The organism is Glutamicibacter sp., from assembly GCF_050701915.1.
Classification (GTDB): domain Bacteria; phylum Actinomycetota; class Actinomycetes; order Actinomycetales; family Micrococcaceae; genus Glutamicibacter.
The window spans coordinates 61,918-83,664 of the sequence record NZ_JBOGEG010000015.1 but is presented as its reverse complement, the minus strand read 5'-3'; the positions used below and the strand labels follow the sequence as shown (position 1 = coordinate 83,664).

At 59.8% G+C, this 21,747-nt stretch carries 19 protein-coding genes; 5 read left to right on the top strand and 14 right to left on the bottom strand.

What is annotated here, in order from left to right; genetic code table 11:
* Window positions 1-44 precede the first annotated feature (44 nt).
* Both guaB and ACRDT3_RS10760 read right to left on the bottom strand, forming a co-directional pair.
* Window positions 45-1,550: an IMP dehydrogenase gene (gene guaB, locus ACRDT3_RS10765; protein WP_431492959.1), complete on the bottom strand. Its 1,506-nt coding sequence runs from the start codon at window positions 1,548-1,550 to the stop codon at window positions 45-47.
* A gap of 121 nt (window positions 1,551-1,671) precedes the next feature.
* The gene (locus ACRDT3_RS10760) at window positions 1,672-3,825 is read right to left on the bottom strand and encodes an acyltransferase family protein (RefSeq protein WP_431492958.1); all 2,154 of its coding nucleotides are present in this window, start codon (window positions 3,823-3,825) and stop codon (window positions 1,672-1,674) included.
* A gap of 298 nt (window positions 3,826-4,123) precedes the next feature.
* Here ACRDT3_RS10760 and ACRDT3_RS10755 point away from each other — a divergent pair, with 298 nt between their 5' ends.
* A complete protein-coding gene (locus ACRDT3_RS10755; RefSeq protein ID WP_431492957.1) occupies window positions 4,124-4,726 on the top strand; it encodes a TetR/AcrR family transcriptional regulator in 603 nt (200 codons plus the stop codon).
* Window positions 4,727-4,766: 40 nt separating this feature from the next.
* On the opposite strand, the gene ACRDT3_RS10750 is transcribed toward ACRDT3_RS10755, so the two are convergent.
* The 4 genes from ACRDT3_RS10750 to ACRDT3_RS10735 all read right to left on the bottom strand — a co-directional run bounded on the left by ACRDT3_RS10750 (window position 4,767) and on the right by ACRDT3_RS10735 (window position 9,668).
* Window positions 4,767-5,768: an NADP-dependent oxidoreductase gene (locus ACRDT3_RS10750; RefSeq protein ID WP_431492956.1), complete on the bottom strand. Its 1,002-nt coding sequence runs from the start codon at window positions 5,766-5,768 to the stop codon at window positions 4,767-4,769.
* Between the two features lie 207 nt (window positions 5,769-5,975).
* Window positions 5,976-7,577 carry a chaperonin GroEL gene (gene groL / locus ACRDT3_RS10745; protein ID WP_431492955.1) on the bottom strand — a complete coding sequence of 534 codons (1,602 nt, stop codon included), beginning with the start codon at window positions 7,575-7,577 and terminating at the stop codon, window positions 5,976-5,978.
* Window positions 7,578-7,610: 33 nt separating this feature from the next.
* Window positions 7,611-7,907 (bottom strand): co-chaperone GroES, encoded by a 297-nt coding sequence (groES, locus tag ACRDT3_RS10740; protein WP_013349608.1) that lies wholly within the window; start codon window positions 7,905-7,907, stop codon window positions 7,611-7,613.
* A gap of 204 nt (window positions 7,908-8,111) precedes the next feature.
* Entirely contained in the window at window positions 8,112-9,668 is a 1,557-nt protein-coding gene (locus tag ACRDT3_RS10735) for an amino acid permease (RefSeq protein WP_431492962.1), read from the bottom strand.
* A 455-nt stretch (window positions 9,669-10,123) separates the two neighbouring features.
* On the opposite strand from ACRDT3_RS10735, the gene ACRDT3_RS10730 reads away from it, so the two are divergent.
* The 3 genes from ACRDT3_RS10730 to ACRDT3_RS10720 all read left to right on the top strand — a co-directional run bounded on the left by ACRDT3_RS10730 (window position 10,124) and on the right by ACRDT3_RS10720 (window position 13,071).
* On the top strand, window positions 10,124-11,365 hold the full coding sequence (locus tag ACRDT3_RS10730) for a THUMP-like domain-containing protein (RefSeq protein WP_431492954.1): 1,242 nt from the start codon (window positions 10,124-10,126) through the stop codon (window positions 11,363-11,365).
* Window positions 11,366-11,520: 155 nt separating this feature from the next.
* Window positions 11,521-12,663: a glutamate--cysteine ligase gene (locus ACRDT3_RS10725; RefSeq protein WP_431492953.1), complete on the top strand. Its 1,143-nt coding sequence runs from the start codon at window positions 11,521-11,523 to the stop codon at window positions 12,661-12,663.
* A 126-nt stretch (window positions 12,664-12,789) separates the two neighbouring features.
* Entirely contained in the window at window positions 12,790-13,071 is a 282-nt protein-coding gene (locus tag ACRDT3_RS10720) for a hypothetical protein (RefSeq protein WP_431492952.1), read from the top strand.
* A 142-nt stretch (window positions 13,072-13,213) separates the two neighbouring features.
* Here ACRDT3_RS10720 and ACRDT3_RS10715 read toward each other — a convergent pair whose 3' ends face one another.
* From ACRDT3_RS10715 to ACRDT3_RS10705, 3 genes are all read right to left on the bottom strand, one after another.
* Window positions 13,214-14,023 (bottom strand): GIY-YIG nuclease family protein, encoded by an 810-nt coding sequence (locus ACRDT3_RS10715; protein WP_431492961.1) that lies wholly within the window; start codon window positions 14,021-14,023, stop codon window positions 13,214-13,216.
* A gap of 144 nt (window positions 14,024-14,167) precedes the next feature.
* Window positions 14,168-14,842: a FadR/GntR family transcriptional regulator gene (locus ACRDT3_RS10710; RefSeq protein WP_431492951.1), complete on the bottom strand. Its 675-nt coding sequence runs from the start codon at window positions 14,840-14,842 to the stop codon at window positions 14,168-14,170.
* Complete coding sequence (locus ACRDT3_RS10705) at window positions 14,839-16,110, bottom strand: CynX/NimT family MFS transporter (protein WP_431492950.1); 1,272 nt, start codon at window positions 16,108-16,110, stop codon at window positions 14,839-14,841. The genes ACRDT3_RS10710 and ACRDT3_RS10705 overlap by 4 nt, the downstream gene beginning before the upstream one ends.
* 226 nt (window positions 16,111-16,336) lie before the next feature.
* Between ACRDT3_RS10705 and ACRDT3_RS10700 the strand changes: the two genes are divergently transcribed.
* Entirely contained in the window at window positions 16,337-17,506 is a 1,170-nt protein-coding gene (locus ACRDT3_RS10700) for a metallophosphoesterase family protein (RefSeq protein WP_431492949.1), read from the top strand.
* 187 nt (window positions 17,507-17,693) lie between these two features.
* Here the strand turns inward: ACRDT3_RS10700 and tsaD are convergent, their stop codons facing one another.
* The 5 genes from tsaD to alr are packed head-to-tail and all read right to left on the bottom strand — an operon-like array spanning window position 17,694 to window position 21,689.
* Window positions 17,694-18,764 carry a tRNA (adenosine(37)-N6)-threonylcarbamoyltransferase complex transferase subunit TsaD gene (gene tsaD / locus ACRDT3_RS10695; RefSeq protein WP_431492948.1) on the bottom strand — a complete coding sequence of 357 codons (1,071 nt, stop codon included), beginning with the start codon at window positions 18,762-18,764 and terminating at the stop codon, window positions 17,694-17,696.
* Window positions 18,761-19,252 carry a ribosomal protein S18-alanine N-acetyltransferase gene (gene rimI, locus ACRDT3_RS10690; RefSeq protein WP_431492947.1) on the bottom strand — a complete coding sequence of 164 codons (492 nt, stop codon included), beginning with the start codon at window positions 19,250-19,252 and terminating at the stop codon, window positions 18,761-18,763. Before rimI ends, tsaD begins: the two co-directional genes overlap by 4 nt.
* Complete coding sequence (gene tsaB, locus ACRDT3_RS10685; RefSeq protein WP_431492946.1) at window positions 19,249-19,926, bottom strand: tRNA (adenosine(37)-N6)-threonylcarbamoyltransferase complex dimerization subunit type 1 TsaB; 678 nt, start codon at window positions 19,924-19,926, stop codon at window positions 19,249-19,251. Before tsaB ends, rimI begins: the two co-directional genes overlap by 4 nt.
* Window positions 19,919-20,497, bottom strand: coding sequence for a tRNA (adenosine(37)-N6)-threonylcarbamoyltransferase complex ATPase subunit type 1 TsaE (gene tsaE / locus ACRDT3_RS10680; RefSeq protein WP_431492960.1), 579 nt, complete (start codon window positions 20,495-20,497; stop codon window positions 19,919-19,921). Before tsaE ends, tsaB begins: the two co-directional genes overlap by 8 nt.
* Window positions 20,490-21,689 (bottom strand): alanine racemase, encoded by a 1,200-nt coding sequence (alr, locus tag ACRDT3_RS10675; protein ID WP_431492945.1) that lies wholly within the window; start codon window positions 21,687-21,689, stop codon window positions 20,490-20,492. Before alr ends, tsaE begins: the two co-directional genes overlap by 8 nt.
* Window positions 21,690-21,747: the final 58 nt, after the last annotated feature.

Sequence of the window (21,747 nt, the reverse complement as noted above, 5' to 3'; positions counted from 1 at the left end):
GTTCATCCCCATGGGGATGAACCGAGGCGCTTTGCCTGGCCCGCTTAGCGCGAACGGTAGTTCGGTGCCTCAACGGTCATCATGATGTCGTGCGGGTGCGATTCCTTCAAGCCTGCTGCGGTGATGCGGACGAACTTGCCGCGTGCCTTCAGCTCGGGAACGGTGCGTCCGCCAACGTAGAACATGGTCTGGCGCAGTCCGCCAACGAGCTGGTGGGTGACAGCCGACAGCGGGCCGCGGTAAGGAACCTGGCCTTCGATGCCTTCCGGGATCAGCTTTTCGTTCGATGGCGCGTCAGCCTGGAAGTAGCGGTCCTTGGAGTACGAGGTGTTCTTGCCACGGGTTTCCATTGCGCCCAGCGAGCCCATGCCGCGGTAGGCCTTGAACTGCTTGCCGCCCATGAAGACCAGATCGCCCGGGGACTCAGCGGTACCTGCCAGCAGGGAGCCGAGCATAACCGAATCGGCGCCGGCAACCAGTGCCTTGCCGATATCGCCGGAGTGCTGCAGGCCGCCGTCAGCGATCACGGGAACGCCAGCTGGGATAGCGGCCTTGGCTGCTTCGTAGATGGCGGTAACCTGCGGTACGCCCACGCCGGCAACGATGCGGGTGGTGCAGATGGAGCCTGGGCCCACGCCGACCTTGATGGCGTCAGCGCCGGCGTCGATCAGTGCCTTGGCGCCGTCGTAGGTGGCTGCCTGGCCGCCGATAACGTCTACATGTGCGGCGGCTGGGTCCTTCTTCAGGCGTGCAATCATTTCCAGCACGCCCTGCGAGTGGCCATTGGCGGTGTCGACAACCAGTGCGTCCACGCCAGCGTCAATCAGGGTCATGGCGCGCTCGTAGCCTTCGCCGAAGAAGCCAACTGCTGCGGCAACGCGCAGGCGGCCTTCGTCGTCCTTGGTAGCCAGCGGGTACTGCTCAGCCTTGTCGAAGTCCTTGACGGTGATCAAGCCGGTCAGCTTGCCCGCCTCATCGATCAGCGGCAGCTTCTCGATACGGTTCTTGGACAATAGCTCAATGACCTTTTCAGGGGCTACGCCCTCGTGAGCGGTCACCAGCGGCATTCCGGTCATCACCTCGTAGACCTTGGTGGTCATGTACCGTTCGCGGGGCACAAAGCGGGTGTCGCGGTTGGTGATGATGCCCAGCAGCTTGCGGTTTTCGTCAACTACCGGCAGGCCGGAGACGCGGTATTGTGCGCACAGCTCATCCCATTCGGCCAAGGTGGCGCCTGGGTGCACGGTGACCGGGTCGGTGATCATGCCCGACTCGCTGCGCTTGACCTGGTCAACCTGCTTGGCCTGGGACTCAATGGAGAGGTTGCGGTGAATCACGCCGATACCGCCCTGGCGTGCCAGCGCGATTGCCATGGGAGCTTCGGTTACCGTGTCCATTGCAGCCGAGCTGATTGGCACCTGGATGCTGATGCGCTTGGTGAAGCGGGTGGTGGTGTCCGCTTCCGAAGGAATCACATCCGTCGGGCCAGGCAACAGCAGAACGTCGTCGTAGGTGAGTCCTTCAAAGGCAAAGGGGTTGAACTCAGTCACGTGGGAACCTTTCGGGGCGACAGCGGAGGTTGATTAAATGGTAGAGCTCTTTTGGCGTTCCGGTTATTCCTTCTTGGCGCACTGTGTTCAAGCTCATGCCCCACCCTGTATCCGGGATGACTTATTCCCAGTTTGTTGCTTCCTTGAAGGAAGCAGCGAACTGGCGCTTGGCACTGAGCACGAAGGTCTTGGACAGGTGCGAATCATCCAGGTACGTCAGGACGTTGCCAATGACAGCTTTGCAGACCCCATCCGGGCAGAGCAACCCCGTCATGTCCAGGGAAACAACCTGATCCCCATAATCCCTTGAATCCAGGAATTGCACTACCGGATTCACGCTATTCAAGGCATAGCCAGCCGAACCATCACAGTTGGCAAGATTGCCCTTATTCGAATCCACGCATTCCGGAATGGAGTAGGTGTAGCGCGGAGTATCGCGCATCGCGATGACGCGGCTGCCGGCATCCAGCAGCGGCTGGATCATCTTGGCGTAGTTATCCACCAGGATTTCCTGCTCGCCGGGGCTGCGCAGCATGCCATCCGGTCCGGCTACGGTTTTGCTGGCGGTTGTCAGCACCATCTGTGGTGCCATATCCGCAACATATTCCTGTGCTGCGTCTTGGAATTCGGAGCAGGTTTCCTTCGCACGATCCGCATCGGAGCCGTAACGGCATCCCGGTTCATAGACCAGGATCCAGCTTCCGCCAGCTTCCTCGATCATCGCCGAAGCCGCTGCAGACCAATGCTGCATGTGGGAGTCGCCCAGCAGCACCAGGTCCGGCGCTCCCCCGCCAAAGTCGCCGCCCTGCTCGCAGAAGCGGATCCGCTCATCATCGGGCGCGTTCTGCCCCTCGCAGACAATGCCGGGTGTCTGCCATTCGCTATCCAGTTCGGTAGCCAGCGGCAGGGTCAGAGCCGCTGGAGATGGATCCCAATCCTCGGTCGCGTTGGCACCCGGGTTGTCGGTAGCGGTCTGCGCCGCGGCCATGGTGCGGCGGTGCTCGACGTTGTTCTCCCAGGCCATCACCGGAAGGCTGGCCACGCCAATGCCCACCGCAACAACGGCAAACTGGGCGATCAGCTTGAAGCCGGTCTGCGGGATCAGGCGCGAGAAGCTGGCGCTGGCCTGCCAGGCGATGGCCGGCTTTTCGATGAACTTGGTGGTGCACCACGATGCGGCGATTGATGCCACGATCAGGACGGTACCGGCCAGGAAGGAGGCCTGCGAATTGCCGGAGACCTCAAGGTAGAAGACCAGCATTGGCCAGTGCCACAGGTACATGCCGTAGGACAGGTCGCCCAGCTTTACCAGCGGCGGCAGGGAAAGCAGGCCCGATGGGTTTGCCCAGCTGCGCGGTGCCGGGGCAGCGATCACCAGGGCGGCGGCGACGGTAGGAACCAGCGCCATGAAGCCCGGGAATTGCCCCTGCACATCCAGCACGGCCCCGCTGCCAATGACGGTGGCCAACCCTGCCCAGCCGCCAATGCGGCGGATCTTCTCCGGCAGGGTGGACAGCCATGGCAAAGCCAGGGCGAACAGCGAGCCGAGGGCGAATTCCCACAGGCGCGCGCCGGTGTGGAAGTAGGCAAGCTGCTGGTTGGTGGCGGTGATGTAAATGGAATATGCGAGGGAGCCAAGGAAGATGGCACCGAAGGCGCCGCCGGCGACCAGCGCGAAGCTGTGCCGCGAGAAGAACTTCTTCCAGATCAGTGCGCTGCCGGCAAGGACCAGCGGCCAGATGATGAAGATCTGACCTTGGACAGACAAGGACCAGAAGTGCTGGAGCGGCGAGGCCGCTGCGGTGTTGAAGGCGTAGTAGTCCACCTGGTGGTCCGACAGGTACCAGTTCTGCCAGTAGAACAGGGCGGCGTTGGACTGGTCAATCAGCTCCAGCCAACGCGTGCTTGGCAGGATGATCCAGGCCGCTATGACAACGCCAATAATGACTACTGCCGCTTGCGGGATCAGGCGCGAGAATCGATGCAGCCAGCCATCCAGGAGTGGAGGGCGCTGCCCGCGGGCAATGCGGCGCGCGGTGGACGAGGTGAGGAAGAAGGCGGAGAGCATCAAGAAGATGTCCACACCGCCGGAGACCCGGGAGAACCAGATGTGATAGCACATCACCAGCAGGACTGCGAGGGCGCGAAGTCCCTGCAAATCAACTCGGAAACCGGCACGTTGAGTGCTTGCCCGAGGCTGATCCAAGGTATGGCTCACTGGCTGCGCTTTCGTCGGGGACAGGTCATTGTCCTCGGCGTTTTCTACTCGAATCACGTCAGACAACCAACCATCTTATCAATTCGCCATGGCCGCGCCGTGCGAGTGGGCGCTGCCTCGGCTGTGAAGCGATGTATATAGATTGACCGTATCGGCCTGACTTGCGCGGGATTAGCTGTCGAAATTCGAGAACTGGCGCAAAGTTCCACGGCGGTTTGCCGCCCAGCCATCGTCAGCACGTCTGCAAATGGCCGCTTGGCCAAGCACGCGAAGGCAATCCCCGCATTCTGGAACAACAGCTTTCTTGACTAGACTCATGAATAACTCTGATCAGTTCTAGCCGAGGGGCTCCCGGATGACGTCTTCAACTCCTATGCCAGGACGACGCGAACGCAACAAGCAGGCGAAGCTTGAACGGATCATCTCCGCGGCCAGCGAACTCTTCGCGGCACACGGTGTCGACGAGGTCACCACGCAGCAGATCGCCGATGCGGCGGATATCGGAACCGGAACCCTTTTCCTCTATGCCAAGTCCAAGTCCGAACTACTGCTGATGGTGCAGAACCACCACTACGAGCGCTCCTTGGAGCAAGGCATCGAGACCGCTAAATCAGCAAAGACGGCGCTGGAGGCAATCATGGCCTTATTGGCACCGATCATCGACTGCAATCGGAAGCATGTGGGCAACGGGCGCGTTTACCTGCGGGAAATGGCTTTTGGCGATTCCGCGGAACCTCATCATGCCGAAGCCCTGCGGATCGCAGCGCTAACCGAGCAGGCGGTTGCCGGGATCCTGGGCACGCACGGGAATGCCGAAGCGCCCGAGGCGGCCACGATTGCCCGGGCCATCACTTCCATCCAGTTCCTGGCGATGGCTTCAGCTGCGGATCCGGCACTGGCCACTGCTGAAGTTGCCCAGAGCATCCGCGCTCAGATTGCTGCAATCCTCCCCCAGTGACAAGCAGAGCGCGCGCACCACCGAGGTGAACGCGCTCGCTTTACTTCTGCTGCATGGAGATGACGGTCTTGCCGCGCCGGCCGCCAGCCACCATCGATTCAATAGCCTCTGCCGTTTGCGCGAAGCCGAAGACCTGGCCCACCACGGGCTTCAGGGCCCCGGAGTCCACTAGCTCGGCGATGCCTCGCAGCTGCTGGCCGCTGGGCTTCATGAAGAGGAACTCGTACCCGACCCCCAGCTTCTTGGCCTTCTTGAGAATTGTCCGGCTCAGCGCGCGGATAGCCAAGCCCATCACGGGATTCAGGCCTGCTTCCTTGGCGAATGCCGGCGTCGGCGGGCCCGTGATGCCGATGGCCTTCCCTCCAGGGCGCAGGACTCCCAGCGACTTGGCAAGTATTTCGCCGCCCAGGCTATCCAGCACCAGGTCATAGCCGGAGATCTTCGCCTGGAAATCCTCGGTCTTGTAGTCGATGACTTCATCGGCTCCGAGCTCCTGCAAGAATTCGGCATTCTTCGCCGAGGCTGTTGTCGCGACATAGGCGCCGAGGTGCTTGGCCAGCTGGATGGCGATGGTTCCGACACCGCCAGCACCAGCGTGGATGAGCACTCGCTGTCCCGGCTGCAGATTTCCCCGCTCGACCAGTGCCTGCCACGCAGTCAGTGCAATCAGCGGCAGCGAGGCCGCTTGCCCCAGGTCGATGGATGCGGGTGCCTTCGCGATATCCATTTCATTCACGGCAATGCGCTGGGCGAAAGCTCCGATCCGATGATCCCGAGGCCGGGCGAAAACCTGGTCCCCTACCGTAAAGCCGCGGACTCCTGGGCCGAGCCCGATCACGGTCCCTGCGACATCGTGGCCGAGAACCAGCGGCATCTTGTAGGGCAGGATCGCCTTGAATTCGCCCGCGCGGATCTTCTCGTCAAGCTGGTTGACGCCAGCGGCCGCAATCTCGATGAGCACCTCTCGCTCCCCCAGCTCAGGTTCAGCGACCTCGGCCTGCACCAGGGCACCCTTGTAGTTTTCGAGAACGAACGCGCGCATGGAAGATCTCCTGTACGGATATGGAATGGGCATCAATCTTTGACTGAGTTCAATTATGAGCATACTCATTTATCATGTCAATGCACTGGGTCACACCGGGCGGATCGATTTCGCAGCGCAAAAAACCGCCGCTGGCCCCAGGAGTTAATTCCTGGATCCAACGGCGGCTTTCGCTCACGAAGCATTGCTTCGGTGACGGGCTAAACCCTAGTGGTTGTGCGCCTCTTCAGCTGCTTCAACCTTCTCTGCCACCAAGGTCTCGGTGGTCAGAACCAGGGCCGCGATCGATGCTGCGTTGCGCAGTGCCGAGCGGGTTACCTTGACCGGGTCGATGACCCCTGCGTGCAGCAGGTTCTCGTAGACACCAGTCTTGGCGTTGAAGCCTTCGTTAGCTGGGGATTCTGCCACCTTGGAAGCAACTACCGCACCGTCGAAGCCGGCGTTGGTAGCGATCCAGAACAGCGGCTGCACCAGGGCGCGGCGGACAATCGCCACGCCTGCTGCTACGTCGCCTTCGGTGGCTGCGATGCGGGCATCGGTATCCAGCGAGGACAGCGCGTCAACCAGGGCGGTACCGCCGCCGGCAACGATGCCTTCTTCCAGCGCAGCACGGGTGGAGGACACAGCGTCCTCGATGCGATGCTTGCGCTCCTTCAGCTCGACCTCGGTGGATGCGCCCACCTTGATCACGCCGATGCCGCCGGACAGCTTGGCCAGGCGCTCGGAAAGCTTCTCGCGGTCCCACTCCGAATCGGTGCGGTTCAGCTCTGCCTTCAGCTGGGCTACGCGTTCTGCGACATCTTCCTCGGTGCCAGCGCCATCAACGATGGTGGTGGAATCCTTGGTGATGGTCACGCGGCGTGCCGAGCCGAGTACCTCGGTGCCAACCTGGTCCAGGGACAGGCCCAGTTCCGGGGAGACAACCTGGGCACCGGTGAGGATAGCCAGATCCTGCATCATTGCCTTGCGGCGGTCGCCGAAGCCTGGAGCCTTGACGGCTACCACGTTCAGCAGGCCGCGCAGCTTGTTGACCACCAGGGTGGAAAGGGCTTCGCCCTCAACGTCCTCGGCGATGATCAGCAGCGGCTTCTTGGCTTCCAGGACCTTTTCCAGCAGTGGCAGGAATTCTGCCACGGTGGAGATCTTGGCTGGGTTGATCAGGATCAGTGCGTCTTCCAGGACAACTTCCTGGCGCTCCTGGTCGGTGATGAACTGCGGCGAGAGGTAGCCCTTGTCGAACTGCATGCCTTCGGTCAAAACCAGCTCGGTCGCGGTGGTCGAGGACTCCTCGATGGTGATGACACCGTCGGTGCCCACGGTCTTGAAGGCCTTGGCCAGCAATTCGCCGATTTCGTCCGACTGCGCGGAGATCGCGGCAACGTTGGCAACCTTGTCCTCTACCGCAACGGCGTTAGCGGCCAATGCGTCCGAGACGATCTCTACAGCCAGTTCGATGCCCTTGCGGACATCGCCCGGAGCGGCGCCAGCGGCGACGTTCTTCAGGCCTTCCTTGACCAGAGCCTGAGCGAGCACGGTGGCGGTGGTGGTGCCGTCGCCTGCTACGTCATTGGTCTTGGTGGCTACTTCCTTGGCCAACTGCGCGCCAAGGTTCTCGTATGGATCTTCCAGATCGATCTCACGCGCAATGGTGACACCGTCATTGGTGATGGTCGGGGCGCCCCAGGTCTTGGCAAGCACCACATTGCGGCCGAGTGGGCCGAGGGTGACCTTCACCGTGTTTGCGAGCTTATCAATGCCCGCTTCGAGGGCGCGTCGCGCTTCCTCGTTGAATGCTAGCTGCTTAGCCATGCATTTTCTCCTGAAACTTATAAGAGGTTGGCGTTACTTTACGACGACTGCCAGTACGTCGCGAGCCGAGAGCACCAGGTACTCTTCGTTGCCGACCTTGACCTCGGTTCCGCCGTACTTCGAGTACAGGACTACGTCGCCTTCTGCAACGTCCAGGGGAATGCGGTTGCCGTTGTCGTCGATGCGGCCTGGGCCTACTGCGACTACGGTGCCTTCCTGTGGCTTTTCCTTAGCGGAGTCTGGGATGACCAGGCCCGAAGCAGTGGTGGTTACGGCTTCGACCTGCTTGATGACAATGCGGTCTTCGAGCGGCTTGATGGAGACAGACATGGTCTCTCCTTTTCGTGTATGAACCAATGGTTGTAGGGGTGCGCCCTATGGCATTGGACCAACCGTCGTCGCGGTGCCAGTTGGTGGTATCCAGTCAGGCGGTGTGTAACGCTGCAAGCTGCAGATGCAGTTTTCAACGTGACACCCACACATGACTTTAGGACGTGCTTTAGCACTCGGTCAAGGCGAGTGCTAATCATTGCCCTAGTTCTTCACACCGGTTCGCGCAGAGCGCACAGCCGCGGACTCCTCGATGTCCTCCGGAGCCTCCAGATCCATCTCGGTGAGCTTGACCATCTTGGACTTGGTCACCATGCGGTGCACCAGCCACAGTCCGAGGAACAGCGGCAGCCCGATATAGGCCGAGAGCACTTCCAGCCCGTGGCCGGCCAGCACCGCTTGGTAGTTCTGCCCGACGATCACGGCGATCAGCATCAGGAAGGCCACGATGGGACCCAGCGGGAAGAGCGGGGCCAGGTAGGGCAGGTCCTTCACGCTGTAGCCCTGGGCAAGATAGCCACGGCGGAAGCGGTAGTGGGATACGGCAATGCCCACCCAGACGATGAACCCGCACAACCCCGAGACATTCAGCAGCCAGGTATAGGCCGCGCCCTGGCCCACCAGGGCGGTGAGGAACCCGAAGAGGCCCACCGCGGCGGTGGCCAGCAGCGCCATGATCGGCACGCCACGCGAGTTGGTGCGCCCGAAGATCTTCGGGGCTTTGCCGTCATGGGCCATGGAGTAGAGCATGCGGGTCGAGGCGTAGAGCCCGGAGTTGCCCGCCGAGAGGATGGCGGTGAGGATGACCGCGTTCATGGCAGCTGCGGCGAAGGCGATGCCGGCCCGCTCGAAGACCAGGGTGAAGGGCGAGGAAGCCACGTCGGCCTCGCCGCTGGCTAGCAGGCTCGGGTCGGTGAACGGAATCAGGCAGCCGATGATGAAGATGGCGCCGATGTAGAAGAGCATGATGCGCCAGAACACCCGGCGGATGGCCTTGGGCACTTCGCGGCGCGGATCCTTGGCCTCCCCGGCGGCGACACCTACCAGCTCGGTGCCCTGGAAAGAGAATCCGGCAATCATGAAGACCGAGACGATGGACAGCCAGCCGCCATGGAAGACGTCCTTGCCTTCGCGCCAGTTGGCCAGCGGATCGGTGTGCGCTCCGAGCACCCCGAAGATCATCAGCACGCCGGCGGCCAGGAAGGCGATGACGGTGACCACCTTGATCATGGCCAGCCAGAACTCGCCTTCGCCGAAGGCCTTGGCAGACAAGGCGTTCAAGGCGGTCAGGGCCACCAGGAAGGAACCGGCCCAGACCCAACCGGGGACATCGGGTAGCCAGAAGCTCATCACGATGCCGGCGGCCACCAGTTCCGCCGCAACGGTGATGGCCCAGTTGAACCAGTAGTTCCAGCCGATGGCGAAGCCGAAGGATGGAGAGACGAAGCGGGTGGCGAAGGTCTGGAAGGATCCGGCCACCGGGATCTTCGCGGTCATCTCGCCCAGGGACTGCATGAGCAGGTAGACCATGAGGCCCACCGCGGCATAGGCCAGCAGCGCGCCGCCAGGACCCGCCTGGGCAATGGTGCCGCCGGAGGCCACGAATAGCCCGGTGCCGATGGAACCGCCAATGGCGATCATCTGCAGGTGGCGGCTGCTCATGCCGCGCTTGAGCTGGTTCTGCGCCAAGGGCGCGGGATCCACTGGCGCGATGGCCACGGCGCGGGGATCGGTTGTCGACGTCGCTGTCGTTCGCTGCATAGGTTTCATCACAGGTGCCATACAACACCAGTTCCACACTGGAATGCGACGCGGATCACTTCATGTCTTGCGGAGGGTATGTACCCGCTTGCAGCCAACGAGGCGACTTGGTCCAGCCAACGGCTTCCTGGCGGCGGAGAACTGTAAATCAGCGATAGAGCTACCCGTTAGCCAGATGCACCAGCTAGCAACAAGCATTACTCTCTCTAACCAAATCAGTACCTATGAGAAAGCAACACTTATTCTTCTGGTTTTCAGGCTTCACATCTCCCGGCGTCGGGTTGCCCTTGGCGCGACTGTCGCGCGGCCGGATCCTGGGGCCTGGCGAAGCCCGCCTGGTAATTCTGTGAATTCGGAATGTGACGCGCTTTTGTCACATAGATCACTTGCCCTGCGGTCTGGACGCACCGCGAAGCCCAGTCTGATCCAAGGCGCATCAACGATAGTCTTGGATCATGGCCCAGGCTTCAAATGACTCCACGCTCGATGAACAATTCACCGCCCTGCTCTCGGAAGATGGGTGGAAGCTGCTTTCCACCATCGACCCGTCCATGGTGGCCACCAAGGATGCTGCTTGGTCGCTGAATGAGAAGCTGCGCAAGGAAGGCCACGACCCCAAAGTCGTCCGCGCCGTCATGGCCCAGGCCGAGCTGCGTTTCCGGGCAAGGGTGAAATTCGGCCCCTTCGCAGACTCGTTGATCTTGACCCCGGCCGGACTGGAGCAGGCCACGCGCCTGACCATCGCCGGGCTGCATGCCCGCCGCTACACCAATGCCGGATCCACGCACGTGGCAGACCTCGGATGCGGCATCGGCACCGACTCCATTGCGCTGGCCAGCGCCGGCCTTCAGGTCACCGCGGTAGAGATGGATGAAACCACCGCGGCAGCCACAACCCTGAATCTGATGCCCTTCGACAACGCCACCGTGATCCACGGCAGCGCCGAGGATACCGACCTGACCGGGATTGACGGCGTCTGGCTGGATCCAGCCCGGCGTACCGACGTGAAGGGAAGCACCCGCCGGCTCTTCGACCCCGAGGCCTTTTCCCCTCCCCTGTCCTTCGTGGAGAAACTGGTGGACTCCGGGCTGGATGTCGGAGTGAAACTCGGTCCAGGCCTCCCCCATGAAGCGATTCCAGCGAACGCCGAGTCTGTCTGGATTTCGGACCACGGCTCGGTCATTGAGGCCTGCCTCTGGTTCGGCAAGCTCAAGCGCAAGGACATTGCCCGTGCCGCGCTGGTCATCGACAAGGACGGTGCCCACGAGCTGGCCAGTGCAGCTGCCGCAGCAAATGACCGACCAGCCCCGGTAGGCGAACTGGAAGCCCACATCTATGAACCAGATGGCGCAGTGATCCGTTCCCACCTGATCTCGACCTTGCTGGAGCAGACTGGCGGCCACCTGCTCGATGAGCACATCGCCTACTTCACCCATGGACAGCAGATTTCCACGCCGTTTGCCCGCGGCTACAAAGTCATGGCTGTCCATGACTACAACGTGAAGAAGCTGCGCAGCTGGGTGAAATCCAACGGCATCGGCACACTGGATATCAAGAAGCGCGGAGTCGACGTCACGCCCGAAGAATTGCGCCGCATCTTGCTGGCGGGCTCCCCCAAGAGCGCAAAGAACAAGGCAACGCTGATCCTGGCTCGCCTTGGAGACAAACGCGTAGCTTTCGAGGTCATCGCACACTAGTCTGGGGTGACGCAGGTCCCACCGGAACATGGTCCCGGCAGGAGCGGCGCAATACATACAATGAGTATGGAGAAACATCGAGGAATCGGTGGATGCTCCATCCATTTTGTTCGGCTCCGGAGCATTCCGTCCGAGACGTCATCAATAGGAGCGCCGTGCAGAAAATCGAGTTCGCCCACTCTTCCCAATCCACCATCGGTGTCGAATGGGAAATCGCCTTGGTCAATCGCGAAAGTGCGGACTTGTGCTCGGTTGCCGAGAATATCCTTGACCAGCTCAAGGACGAGGCTGGCCTCGCGCACGAAGATGAGCATCCCACGGTGAAACCGGAATTGCTGATGAATACCGTCGAGGTGGTCACCGGCGTCCATACCACCGTGGCGGACGCGGCCGAAGAACTGCGCACCAACGTGCGCATGCTCAACGAGGTCGCCGGCAACCACGGCGTGGACCTGTATTCTGCGGGTTCCCATCCGTTTGCTGCGCCGACCTTGCAGCCGGTGACGGACAAGGATCGCTATGCCAAGCTGATTGACCGCACCCAGTGGTGGGGGCGCCAGATGGTGATCTACGGCGTGCACGTGCACGTGGGTTTGGATGATCGCGAAAAGGCCCTGCCCATCACCGACGGGTTGATCAACTACCAGCCGCATTTCCAGGCGCTCAGCGCTTCCAGCCCCTACTGGGGCGGGGAAGACACCGGCTACGCCTCGCAGCGTTCGCTGATGTTCCAGCAGCTGCCAGCCGCCGGGATCCCCTTCCACTTCGATTCATGGTCCGAATACGAATCCCACGTTGCAGACATGCTGCACACCGGGGTTATTGACGATGTCTCCGAGATCCGCTGGGATGTGCGCCCGGTGCCGCGCTTGGGCACCGTGGAAATGCGCATCTGCGATGGCGTGAGCTCCCTGGATGACATTGCCGCGATCACCGCACTGACCCAGTGCCTGGTGCACGACATGTCGCTGTCCATCGAGGCCGGCTACAAGATTCCGGTCATGCCTGCCTGGTTCCGCGTCGAGAACAAGTGGCGCGCTGCCCGCTACGGACTGGATGCCATCATCATCCTCAACGCCCAAGGCGACGAGATGCTGGTAACCGACCACCTGCGTTCAGAGGTCAAGCGCCTGGCGCCGATTGCCGAGCAGCTGGGATGCGCCGAAGAGCTGCAGGGCATCATCCGCTTGATCGACCGTGGTGCCGAGTACCAGCTACAGCGTCACACGTTCGCGGCTTCGGGCGGGGATTTCAAGGCCGTGGTGCAGGAAAACGTCCGGCGCATGAAGGCTGTTTAGTCCGGGCAGCGCCCTCGATAATGCAATTTCTCCTAATCAGAAATTCCTAGGGGTCAATTATTCTGGCTGGCTTTATCTCCAGCACGAATAGTTGACTGAATTTCTTTCATTGCTATGGTCAGCTTCATGGGAAAGAATAACTACGCGCCGCCATCAGTCCAACACGTACAGACCGAAGGCAGCGTACTTCAAACCGTTGGCATGGTCCTCGCAGCGATTGGTCTCACTGTAGGTATTCTTGTCGCACTAATCGGTGGGACATCTGTTCTTCTCGCTCTAGTGCCAATCGGCTTACTTGCTGCTATTACCGGCTATTTGAAACAAATTGCCGTGGCCACGTCAGCCTCGTATCTACTGGCGATGAATGGAACTTCTGCCACCGAGGCATCGCCCAGCACAAATGAATAACGGTTATTTTCTTGGAACCACATGATGATAAATCCCGAGAATTGGGCGACTTAACCTGAACACGCCATGACGAACTCAGGTGTTCGTTCATCCAAGGCTCCAACTTGAAGCTAAATGCTTTCCAGGATTTGATTGCCTTGCATCAATTTCGATTCAGTCCGTGTTGACGGGTGGCGAGAGCAAGTTTGAAATGGCTCTCGGCTGCATCAATTTCTCGCGTCGGTGTCGACGGGTCGAATACTCGCAACAGCGAATATCTAAAGCCGGACGGGTTTAGTCCACGCAGTTCCACATTTCCACCATGGCCGTTGACAGCGTAGCTACTCCAACGCTGAAAAATATTCTCCACGCCATCAGCCTTGCCAACATATTGACGGCCGTCGTTTGTGTCGGTGATCAGGTAGACGCCCTGTACCGAAGCGAGCGCGGTCCGCCATGAAGCGTAACGGTGTTCTCGCATCACAGCTTGGAGATGCGAATGATTCAATATGAGCTGGTCAAAACCAGGGAAGGGCAGAGGTTGCGCGTCGGCAATCTCCATCACGGGGTAGCCCGCACTCGTAGGACCATTTAACCGCCAGGCGCGGGGTGATCTCCAACCGATTACCAAGCGATTCCTGAGGTCGGACATTTGCTCTGAGACAACTAGATCAAATTTCCGGATCACACCGTCGTTATACACTTCGCCTCGGTTCTCCACGACTGCCCAGAACCTTGCCCGGTCGCCACCTTCACGAATGAAAACGATCCAAATTCGGGGCGGCGCTGAAGGAAAGACCCGTGGCTTCGCCGACTGCCTGCTCGTATAGGCAAGTATTTCTTCGTCAGTTGAATCTGCGTCGATACCGTGGTCTTCCGTGTCCTCATGTTCCCTGACAAATGCGTGGCGGATTACCTGCACTGCAGCCGGGTCAAGACCCGCACTGCGCAGGATCGGTTCTAGCGTCAACACCAACAATTTCACCTTGTCATTTCACTTGGCCATTCATGGCTAAGAACATCCATGCTATGCGAGAATGAGCAACTCCGTTCATTCCCCCGCAATCGGTTTTGACGAACTTTGTCCAGGCATTGATTCAGGACCTGGCTTTCGCGCTTATGGCATCCAGCTCATGCAGTAATCGAGATTCTTGATAACGGTTCGGGCCGCGGCCTCGGGGTCGCCTGCTTCGATAGCGTCAACCAATGATTCGTGGCCCTCGTGCAGGCAGCCATCGAATCCGTCGGAAAGCCGCTGGACCATCTTGGTTCCGTGGAAAACATCCCCGAAGCTCTCATAGATCTCATGCATCAGCGGAACACCGGATGCGCGTGCCACTTCCAGGTGGAACTTCCAGTCGACTTTCGCCCACGCAGGGTAGTCCCGGTTCTCCCAAGCTTCGCTTCGCTGGCCTAGCAAAGCGCGCAGCCGTTCGACTACTTTTGCATCAGCATCATTTGCAGCGAGCCGGGCCGACTGGGTATCCAGAGCGAAACGCACTTGGAGCACATCCTGGTCGGAGTGGTCGCGGTACACCCGTTGGGCGGTGCCGCTGATCTCGCTGGTCGCGCGCACATATGTGCCATCTCCACGGCGGACCTCGAAGATCCCCGTGCTGGCCAGTGCCTTGATGGCTTCACGCAAGGTCCCCCGGGAGACACCCATTTCCGCCATCAGCTCGGGCTCTGCCGGAATGCGGTCCCCTACCTTCCAGCGTCCCTGGGCTACGGAGCCCTGCAACTTCGCCACGACCTCTTCGGACAAGGGCGGACGCACCGGAGCCTTGGTCATGACCGCTCCACTTCAGCCGAGCCGTCAACTTCGATCAGCTGATGCGAATCGGCTTCGGTACGCAGGCCGCCGAGCTTGTAGCAGAACAGAAGCTGCACGACAGCGAAACCGAGGATGATCACCAGGCCAGCCGTCCAAGACCCCAACGCGCCCTGCATGAGTCCCAGGGCGAAGGGCCCAATGGCTGCAATCAGGTAGCCGACAGATTGGGCCACCGTGGACAGGGCTGTCGTTTCTTCTGCGCTGCCGCCACTGCGGCTGAGCATGAGCATCACCAGCGGGAACACCCCGAAGCCCAGGCCAATGAAGATCGAGCTGATCAAGGACAGCTCGACCGGCAAGAGCAGCAGTGCAATGAAGCCGAGTACAGAGCAACTGGTAGTCAGCACGAAGGCACTGCGCAGCAGGGTCGGCTTCGAGGCCATCCATAGCATGATCATGACTGCCGGGATGCTTACGCCCTGCACGATGCCCAGCATCAACCCGGCGTCAACTGGCTCCAGCCCGCGCGAAATGAGGATATGCGGCAACCAGCTGACCACGGTATACACCAGCAGTGACTGAATACCGAAAACAGTGGTGAACAGCAAGCCCTTGCGCGTGGCCAGCAGCGGCCACGGAGAAACATGCGTGCCTTTCTGAACTGCGGAACGCTTCCCGGAGATGGACAGCGGCACAAAGACCAGCAAAGCCAAGCCGGCGGGAATTGCCCACAAAGCCAGTGCCGTCGTCGGCGAACCCGCCTGCACCGCCAGCGGAACGCTGACTGCGGAAGCCAGCGTCGCGCCGATGGACATGGTGGTCGTGTAGGCCGCGGTCATCGAGGCAGCACGATTTCCATGGTGCTCGCGAATGAATGATGGCATGGCCACATTGCAGATGGCCAAGCCGCACATGCCCACCACGGTGCCGGCCAGCAAAGCCCATGTTGAATCAACAACGCGCAAGGCCAGGCCAGCGGTGAGCAGCAGCAAGGAAAGGGCGATGCCCAGTTCCAGGCCGGTCCGGCGGATCACCAAGCTCGTTGCCGCGCCGGCCACGGCAAAGCACAAAACTGGGATGGTAGGCAGCAGCGAAGCGATGAACGTGCCGTACCCCATCATCTCCTGCAAGTCATGGAAGAGCGGGGATGCCGAGGCAATGCCCATGCGCAGGTTCAGGCCCACGAGGATTACGGCGGCTATGGCTAGGGCACCGGCCAGCCATGGGGATTTGCGTGGTGCATTGGCCGTCGGCGGAAGCACTGAATCAGAGGAGTTGGCGATCACGTTTAAACATTAGACGTTTGATGTTTGCCGCGGCGAATCTTGTGACCTGGTGCACGCTCTAATCGGAACGCATTTGAAGGGCGCAAGTTCGACCGTTTTATTTATGCACAGGGACAAATGCAGACTGCCAATGTTCACTATCCAGTCACTAGACATCCCTACGCTCTAGGAGTTATCAGCCGACTGACTAATTAGCTGGCTATCTATTAATGTGAAAGGCAGTTCTGTGAGCAATTCTTCTTCTGTCCCCCGTCGTGGAGTACTGATTGGCAGCACCGCTGCCGCGATTACCGGTCTTTTCGCTGCTAGCAGCACTGCGGCGGCTGCAGCGCCAGCCAAGAAGTCCCCGGCAGCCGCCCCGAAGCTCAAGTTCGCTGCCGACGGCAAGTTCAAGATCGTCCAGTTCAATGACACACAGGATGGGCCGCGCACCGATCGCCGCACCCTGGAGCTGATGGACAAAGTCTTGGATACCGAAAAGCCGGGTTTCGCGCTGATCAATGGCGATGTCATCAATGGCTCGGCAAAGACCACCGCCGAGGTCAAGCAAGCCATCAACAATGTGGTGCAGCCAATGGAATCCCGTGGCATCCCTTGGGCTCTGACCTTTGGCAACCATGACGAGGATTCGATGCCTAACGGAACAAATATGACCGATGCCAAGATTCTCGATTTCGTTCGCGGCTACAAATTCAACGCCAACGCGAAGAATGACAAGATCCAGGGAGAATCGAACTCCCAGCTGCTAATCGCGTCATCCAAGAACGCCAAGCCTGTCTTCGGCATTTGGCTGCTGGATTCGAATCGCTACGCACCAGATACCATTGGCGGCCAGGACTTCGAGGGCCTCATGTCCTACGACTGGATCCGCCCGGAGCAAATCGCTTGGTACCGCGAAGCCTCCAAGGCAACCGAAGCACGCTACGGCACGGTCCAGTCCCTGATGTTCTTCCATATCCCGCTGTGGGAGCACCACCACATGTGGTACGGAGCCCAGTTCACCTCGAATGATGCCGACCATGAGAAGGCAGTCAAGAAGCACTCCATCGAGGGAGTCAAGAACGAGGGCATCTACACCGGTGCGTTCAATTCCGGCATGTTCACTGCCCTGCAGGAACGCGGGGATGTTCGTGGCGTGTACTGCGGCCACGACCACATCAACACCTTCAAGGGCGACTACTACGGTATCGAGCTGGGCTACGCGCCGGGCACCGGCTTCGGCACCTATGGTTTGGGCGGTACCGAGAACCACGAGCTTCGTGGCGCTCGCGTCTTTGAACTCGACGAGAACAAAGACGGAGTCTACACCGGAACCCGCACGGTGTTTGCCAAGGATCTGGGAATCGACATGAGCACCAAGGCGCAACCGCTCGACGAGCCGCTTCCGATGCCATAGTCAGCATGGCTTGTTGCGCGCTGAATACCCAGCGCGCAACAAGCCAATGGAACCAAGAAACACAAGGATGGAAGCGGCTCCGGAATTGGCTTAGTTCTCATTGCGAGTGAATCAGGATTGCTCGAAGTCTCCCACCCTGTTGGGAAACCGATTAACATACCCAGCTTTAGGAACTACGGCAATGCGATTATCCCAAGGTAATCCGTGTGACAGGCTGCGAAGAATCCGTCGCAAAGCCCAACCCAGATGGAGCCACGCCACCAGCAACCAACTGTGCACCAAGCGCAGCAACCATGCCACCGTTATCCGTGCAGAGGCTGAATGGTGGAACCACAAGCTCGATTCCTGCCGAAGTACAACGAGCCGCCAGCAGTTCGCGCAATCGGGTATTAGCTGCAACTCCCCCACCTAACAGCAAGGTCTTCAGACCTTGTTCCTGCATTGCGCGCACAGCCTTGGATGTAATCACGTCCACGACTGCTTCCTGGAATGAAGCAGCAATGTCAGCAATTGGGATCTCTTCGCCGTTAGCTTCGAAGTGCTCAACGCAGCGAGCTACAGCAGTCTTGAGTCCTGAGAACGAGAAGTTATTTCGATGCTTGCCAGGATTTTCAGCGCTGCCCACGAACTTCGGTAGCGACAATCCGCGAGGGAACCGGAATGCCTTTCGGTCTCCATCCTTGGCCGCCTTGTCGATAGCCGGCCCACCTGGATACCCAAGACCTAGCAGACGAGCAGTCTTGTCATAGGCTTCACCCGCTGCATCATCAATCGTGGAACCCAACAGCTGCACATCGCTAGTCAGCGAAGTAACCTTCAAGATTTCGGTATGCCCGCCCGAGACCAGCAATGCCCCGAAAGATGGTGGCAATACGGTTCCTTCGAGAACGCCTACACCTACGTGGGCAACCAGGTGGTTGATGCCGTAGAGCGGTTTGCCGGTAGCCAGGGCCAAAGCTTTGGCCGCCGATACGCCAACCATGAGGGCTCCGGCCAGACCTGGACCGCTGGTCACGGCGATGGCATCAATATCGTCAAGAGTCAGCTCTGCTGCATCCAAGGCGGACTGCAAGGTAGGTACGAAGGCTTCTAAATGTGCACGCGCAGCGATCTCGGGAATCACGCCACCAAAGCGTACGTGCTCATCCATGGAGCTGGACACAGCGTTAGCTAGAAGCTTGTTGCCGCGCACGATGCCCACGCCGGTTTCATCGCAAGAGGACTCAATGCCCAGTACTACGGGTTCGGTGATGCTCATGCGTTTCGTTCTTCCTCTTGTCCATGCTGTGCATCCAGCGGGAGTCTCATGATCAGTGCGTCAACCCCGCCTTTGTAGTAGCCCTTGCGACGGTGAATGGTTGTGAATCCCATGGATTCATACAGGCCAATAGCCGTGGGGTTATCAAAGCGAACTTCAAGCATCACGTCCAGCGCATTTTTCTCACCGGCAGTCTTGATCAGCAATGACAATAGCTCGCGCCCCAGGCCTCGTCCTTGGTAATCAGGGTGCAGAGCAATAGTCTGCACATCGGCTATCGGAAGGACCACGCACAGACCGGCATAGCCGACAACTCGACCAGCGTCTTCATAGACCCAGTAGGTGCGGGTATCGCGCTGCGCTAGCTCGGATTCAAAACCGGCCAGTGGCCATGCATCCTCGGGAAAAAGCTGTTGTTCCAGGTCATGAACGGCTTCCAGATCATTTGGTTGCATGCGGCGCAGAAGTACCTGGTTCTGCTCGCTCATGCTTTGGCCTTCTTCATGAAGGCCGGGACCTGCGCATCGGATTCACGCAGATACTGGGGCGAGGTATCGGATAGGTCCTTGCCGTCAGCGAGGTCGCCTAGGCCTCGACGGGCCAGGAATCCAGCGTCAGCAATCCATTCAAAAGACCCAGTCATTGGCTTGGCGCCGACTTCCTCAAGTTGCTCAGCATAGATACCGGCGCCCACGCCGAAGACTGGCAACGCTGGAAGAGCTGATGCCGCAGAAACATGCGGCCCAACAACCATGACACCGGCCTTGCCGTAGCGGGCCCAGTACACTTCCTTGCGGCGTGCGTCTGAGGCGACAACGAATTCAGCTGGAACATCGCCGGACTCCAGTACCTGTTCGGCGAGCGCATGCAACGACATCACACCATATACGGGTACTTGCCAAACGAAGCCGAAGGTACGTGCGGCAACCAAACCAACGCGCAGGCCGGTGAATGGACCCGGACCTACGCCAACGATAATGCCGGCAAGGTCTTGGCCTTTCTGGCCGTGAGCGTCCAAAAGTTCTTCGACATACGCCGACAGGGTTTCGGTCTGGTCGTTTCCCTTGGAGGACACACGCTTGTCGACAATAGAACCGGTAGTCTTGTCAACCAGTGCCACGGATGCGTTGGCAGAGGTGTCGATAGCTAAGTAATTAGGCATGTTTTTCTTCCGTGCGCTGTGCGGCAATCGCAGACAGCAATGAATCTTTCAACTGGGCAAAGGTGTTCCCGTCCCAGCGCGGGCCGATAGCCTTCAGGCTGAACAGCCGTGGCTCGTCCAGTTCCTCCTCGGATTCTTCCCACGGGTTAGCACTCGGTGCGGCCAGGGCTTCGCGATCCAGCTGGATTTCCAGGCGTGAATCCGTAAGGTGTTCCACCTTCCCCAAGCCCCATTCCACAACGGTAACCGAGTCGGCCAACGTGGATTCAAGATCCAGGGTGTCCACGTCGTCGTGGCCCTTCAGGCGGTAGGCATCCACGTGGATCAGTCCAGGGCCCTCCCCCATCGATGGGTGCTGGCGAGCCAGAACGAACGTCGGGGAGATGATTCCTTCACGCACGTTCAGCCCCACGCCCAGTGACTGGGTCAGCGTTGTCTTGCCAGCGCCCAGTGCCCCGGTAAGAATGACCAGGTCTCCGGCGTTGAGCTGAGTACCTAGGGCCTCACCCAGTGCTTCGGTGACGGTGAGGTCATCTAGCTGGCAGGAGAATTCCTGCACCCGGTCACTCACCGGCTTCACCCCAGCTGCCTTCAATGTAGTAGCGAGGCACGCGTGGCGAAATACGGGTCACCACTTCGTAGTTGATGGTGTTCGCAGCATAGGCCCAGGTATTCACGGACTGCCCGCCTTCACCGAAGATAATCGCTTCAGCTCCAAGGAATTCCTCGGGGTTGATGTCTGCGCCCAAATCAATGACGCACTGGTCCATGGCAATGCGACCGCGCACCGGGTAGGTGCGTCCGTTAACTGTCACAGGTGCACCGGTGGCGATCCGCGGCAAGCCATCTGCGTAGCCCATGGGGATCAGGCCAAGGTGGGTCTCTCCCTCGGTCTTGTAATTCAGGCCGTAGGAAACTCCCTGCCCCGGGTGGACCTTCTTGACGTTGGCAACACGGGTCTTCACCGTCATGGCTGGGCGCAGTCCAAAGCTCTCCGGGGATTCCTCTTCAAAAGGGCTCAAGCCATACAGGCCCAGACCGAGGCGAACCATTTCATGGTGTGAATCCGGGCGGGAAAGAATGCCCGGCGTGTTGGCGATGTGACGCACTTCCAAATTGAAGCCTGCACCTTCAACCAGTTCTATGGCTTTGTTGAAGATATCCAGTTGCTCATCGGTTTCCGGGCGCTCGGGCTCGTCTGCCACTGCCAGGTGGGAGAAGATGCCAATGACGCGCAACAGTCCTTCTTCTTGGAAGTCGCTGGCGCGGTTCAACAGGTCAGGCAGGGCATCCATGGTGGAGCCATTGCGGCCAAGTCCGGTATCTACCTTGATGTGGATCCGTGCCGGAGTCTGCACGGCACGGGCTGCGGCGGCAACGTATTCCAGTTCCCAACCGGAGACGCCGAGGTCAAGTCCCGCATCAATTGCTGCCTCGAATGGAGTGTCTTCGGTGTGCAACCAGGCCATCATCGGCGCATCGATGCCAGCTTCACGCAGGGCGAGTGCTTCAGTGACATGGGCGCACCCGATCCAGCGGGCTCCGCCTTCCAAGGCGGCCTTGGCTACCGGGATGGCTCCGTGCCCGTAGGCGTCTGCTTTGACGACGGCCATTACTGCAGCGGGGGCTACAACATCAGAAATCTGCTTGACGTTGTTGCGGATGGCCGACAGGTCAATGACTGCACGGCGTTCAAATCCGATAGCCTGTGCACTGCTGGTGCTGTTTGTCAGGTTGCTTTCTTCAAGCGCTTCAGAGTTCACCTATTCATCTTCGCACTTTTCGGTTCCGCTTGCCTTGTTCACCCATGCGCAGTTCGGC

Coding starts and splice junctions, on each gene's coding strand:
- ACRDT3_RS10755 (WP_431492957.1), top strand. CDS start 4,124: ATGACGTCTTCAACTCCTATGCCAGGACGACGCGAACGCAACAAGCAG.
- ACRDT3_RS10750 (WP_431492956.1), bottom strand. CDS start 5,768: ATGCGCGCGTTCGTTCTCGAAAACTACAAGGGTGCCCTGGTGCAGGCC.
- groL (WP_431492955.1), bottom strand. CDS start 7,577: ATGGCTAAGCAGCTAGCATTCAACGAGGAAGCGCGACGCGCCCTCGAA.
- groES (WP_013349608.1), bottom strand. CDS start 7,907: ATGTCTGTCTCCATCAAGCCGCTCGAAGACCGCATTGTCATCAAGCAG.
- ACRDT3_RS10735 (WP_431492962.1), bottom strand. CDS start 9,668: ATGCAGCGAACGACAGCGACGTCGACAACCGATCCCCGCGCCGTGGCC.
- ACRDT3_RS10730 (WP_431492954.1), top strand. CDS start 10,124: ATGGCCCAGGCTTCAAATGACTCCACGCTCGATGAACAATTCACCGCC.
- ACRDT3_RS10720 (WP_431492952.1), top strand. CDS start 12,790: ATGGGAAAGAATAACTACGCGCCGCCATCAGTCCAACACGTACAGACC.
- ACRDT3_RS10710 (WP_431492951.1), bottom strand. CDS start 14,842: ATGACCAAGGCTCCGGTGCGTCCGCCCTTGTCCGAAGAGGTCGTGGCG.
- tsaD (WP_431492948.1), bottom strand. CDS start 18,764: ATGAGCATCACCGAACCCGTAGTACTGGGCATTGAGTCCTCTTGCGAT.
- rimI (WP_431492947.1), bottom strand. CDS start 19,252: ATGAGCGAGCAGAACCAGGTACTTCTGCGCCGCATGCAACCAAATGAT.
- tsaB (WP_431492946.1), bottom strand. CDS start 19,926: ATGCCTAATTACTTAGCTATCGACACCTCTGCCAACGCATCCGTGGCA.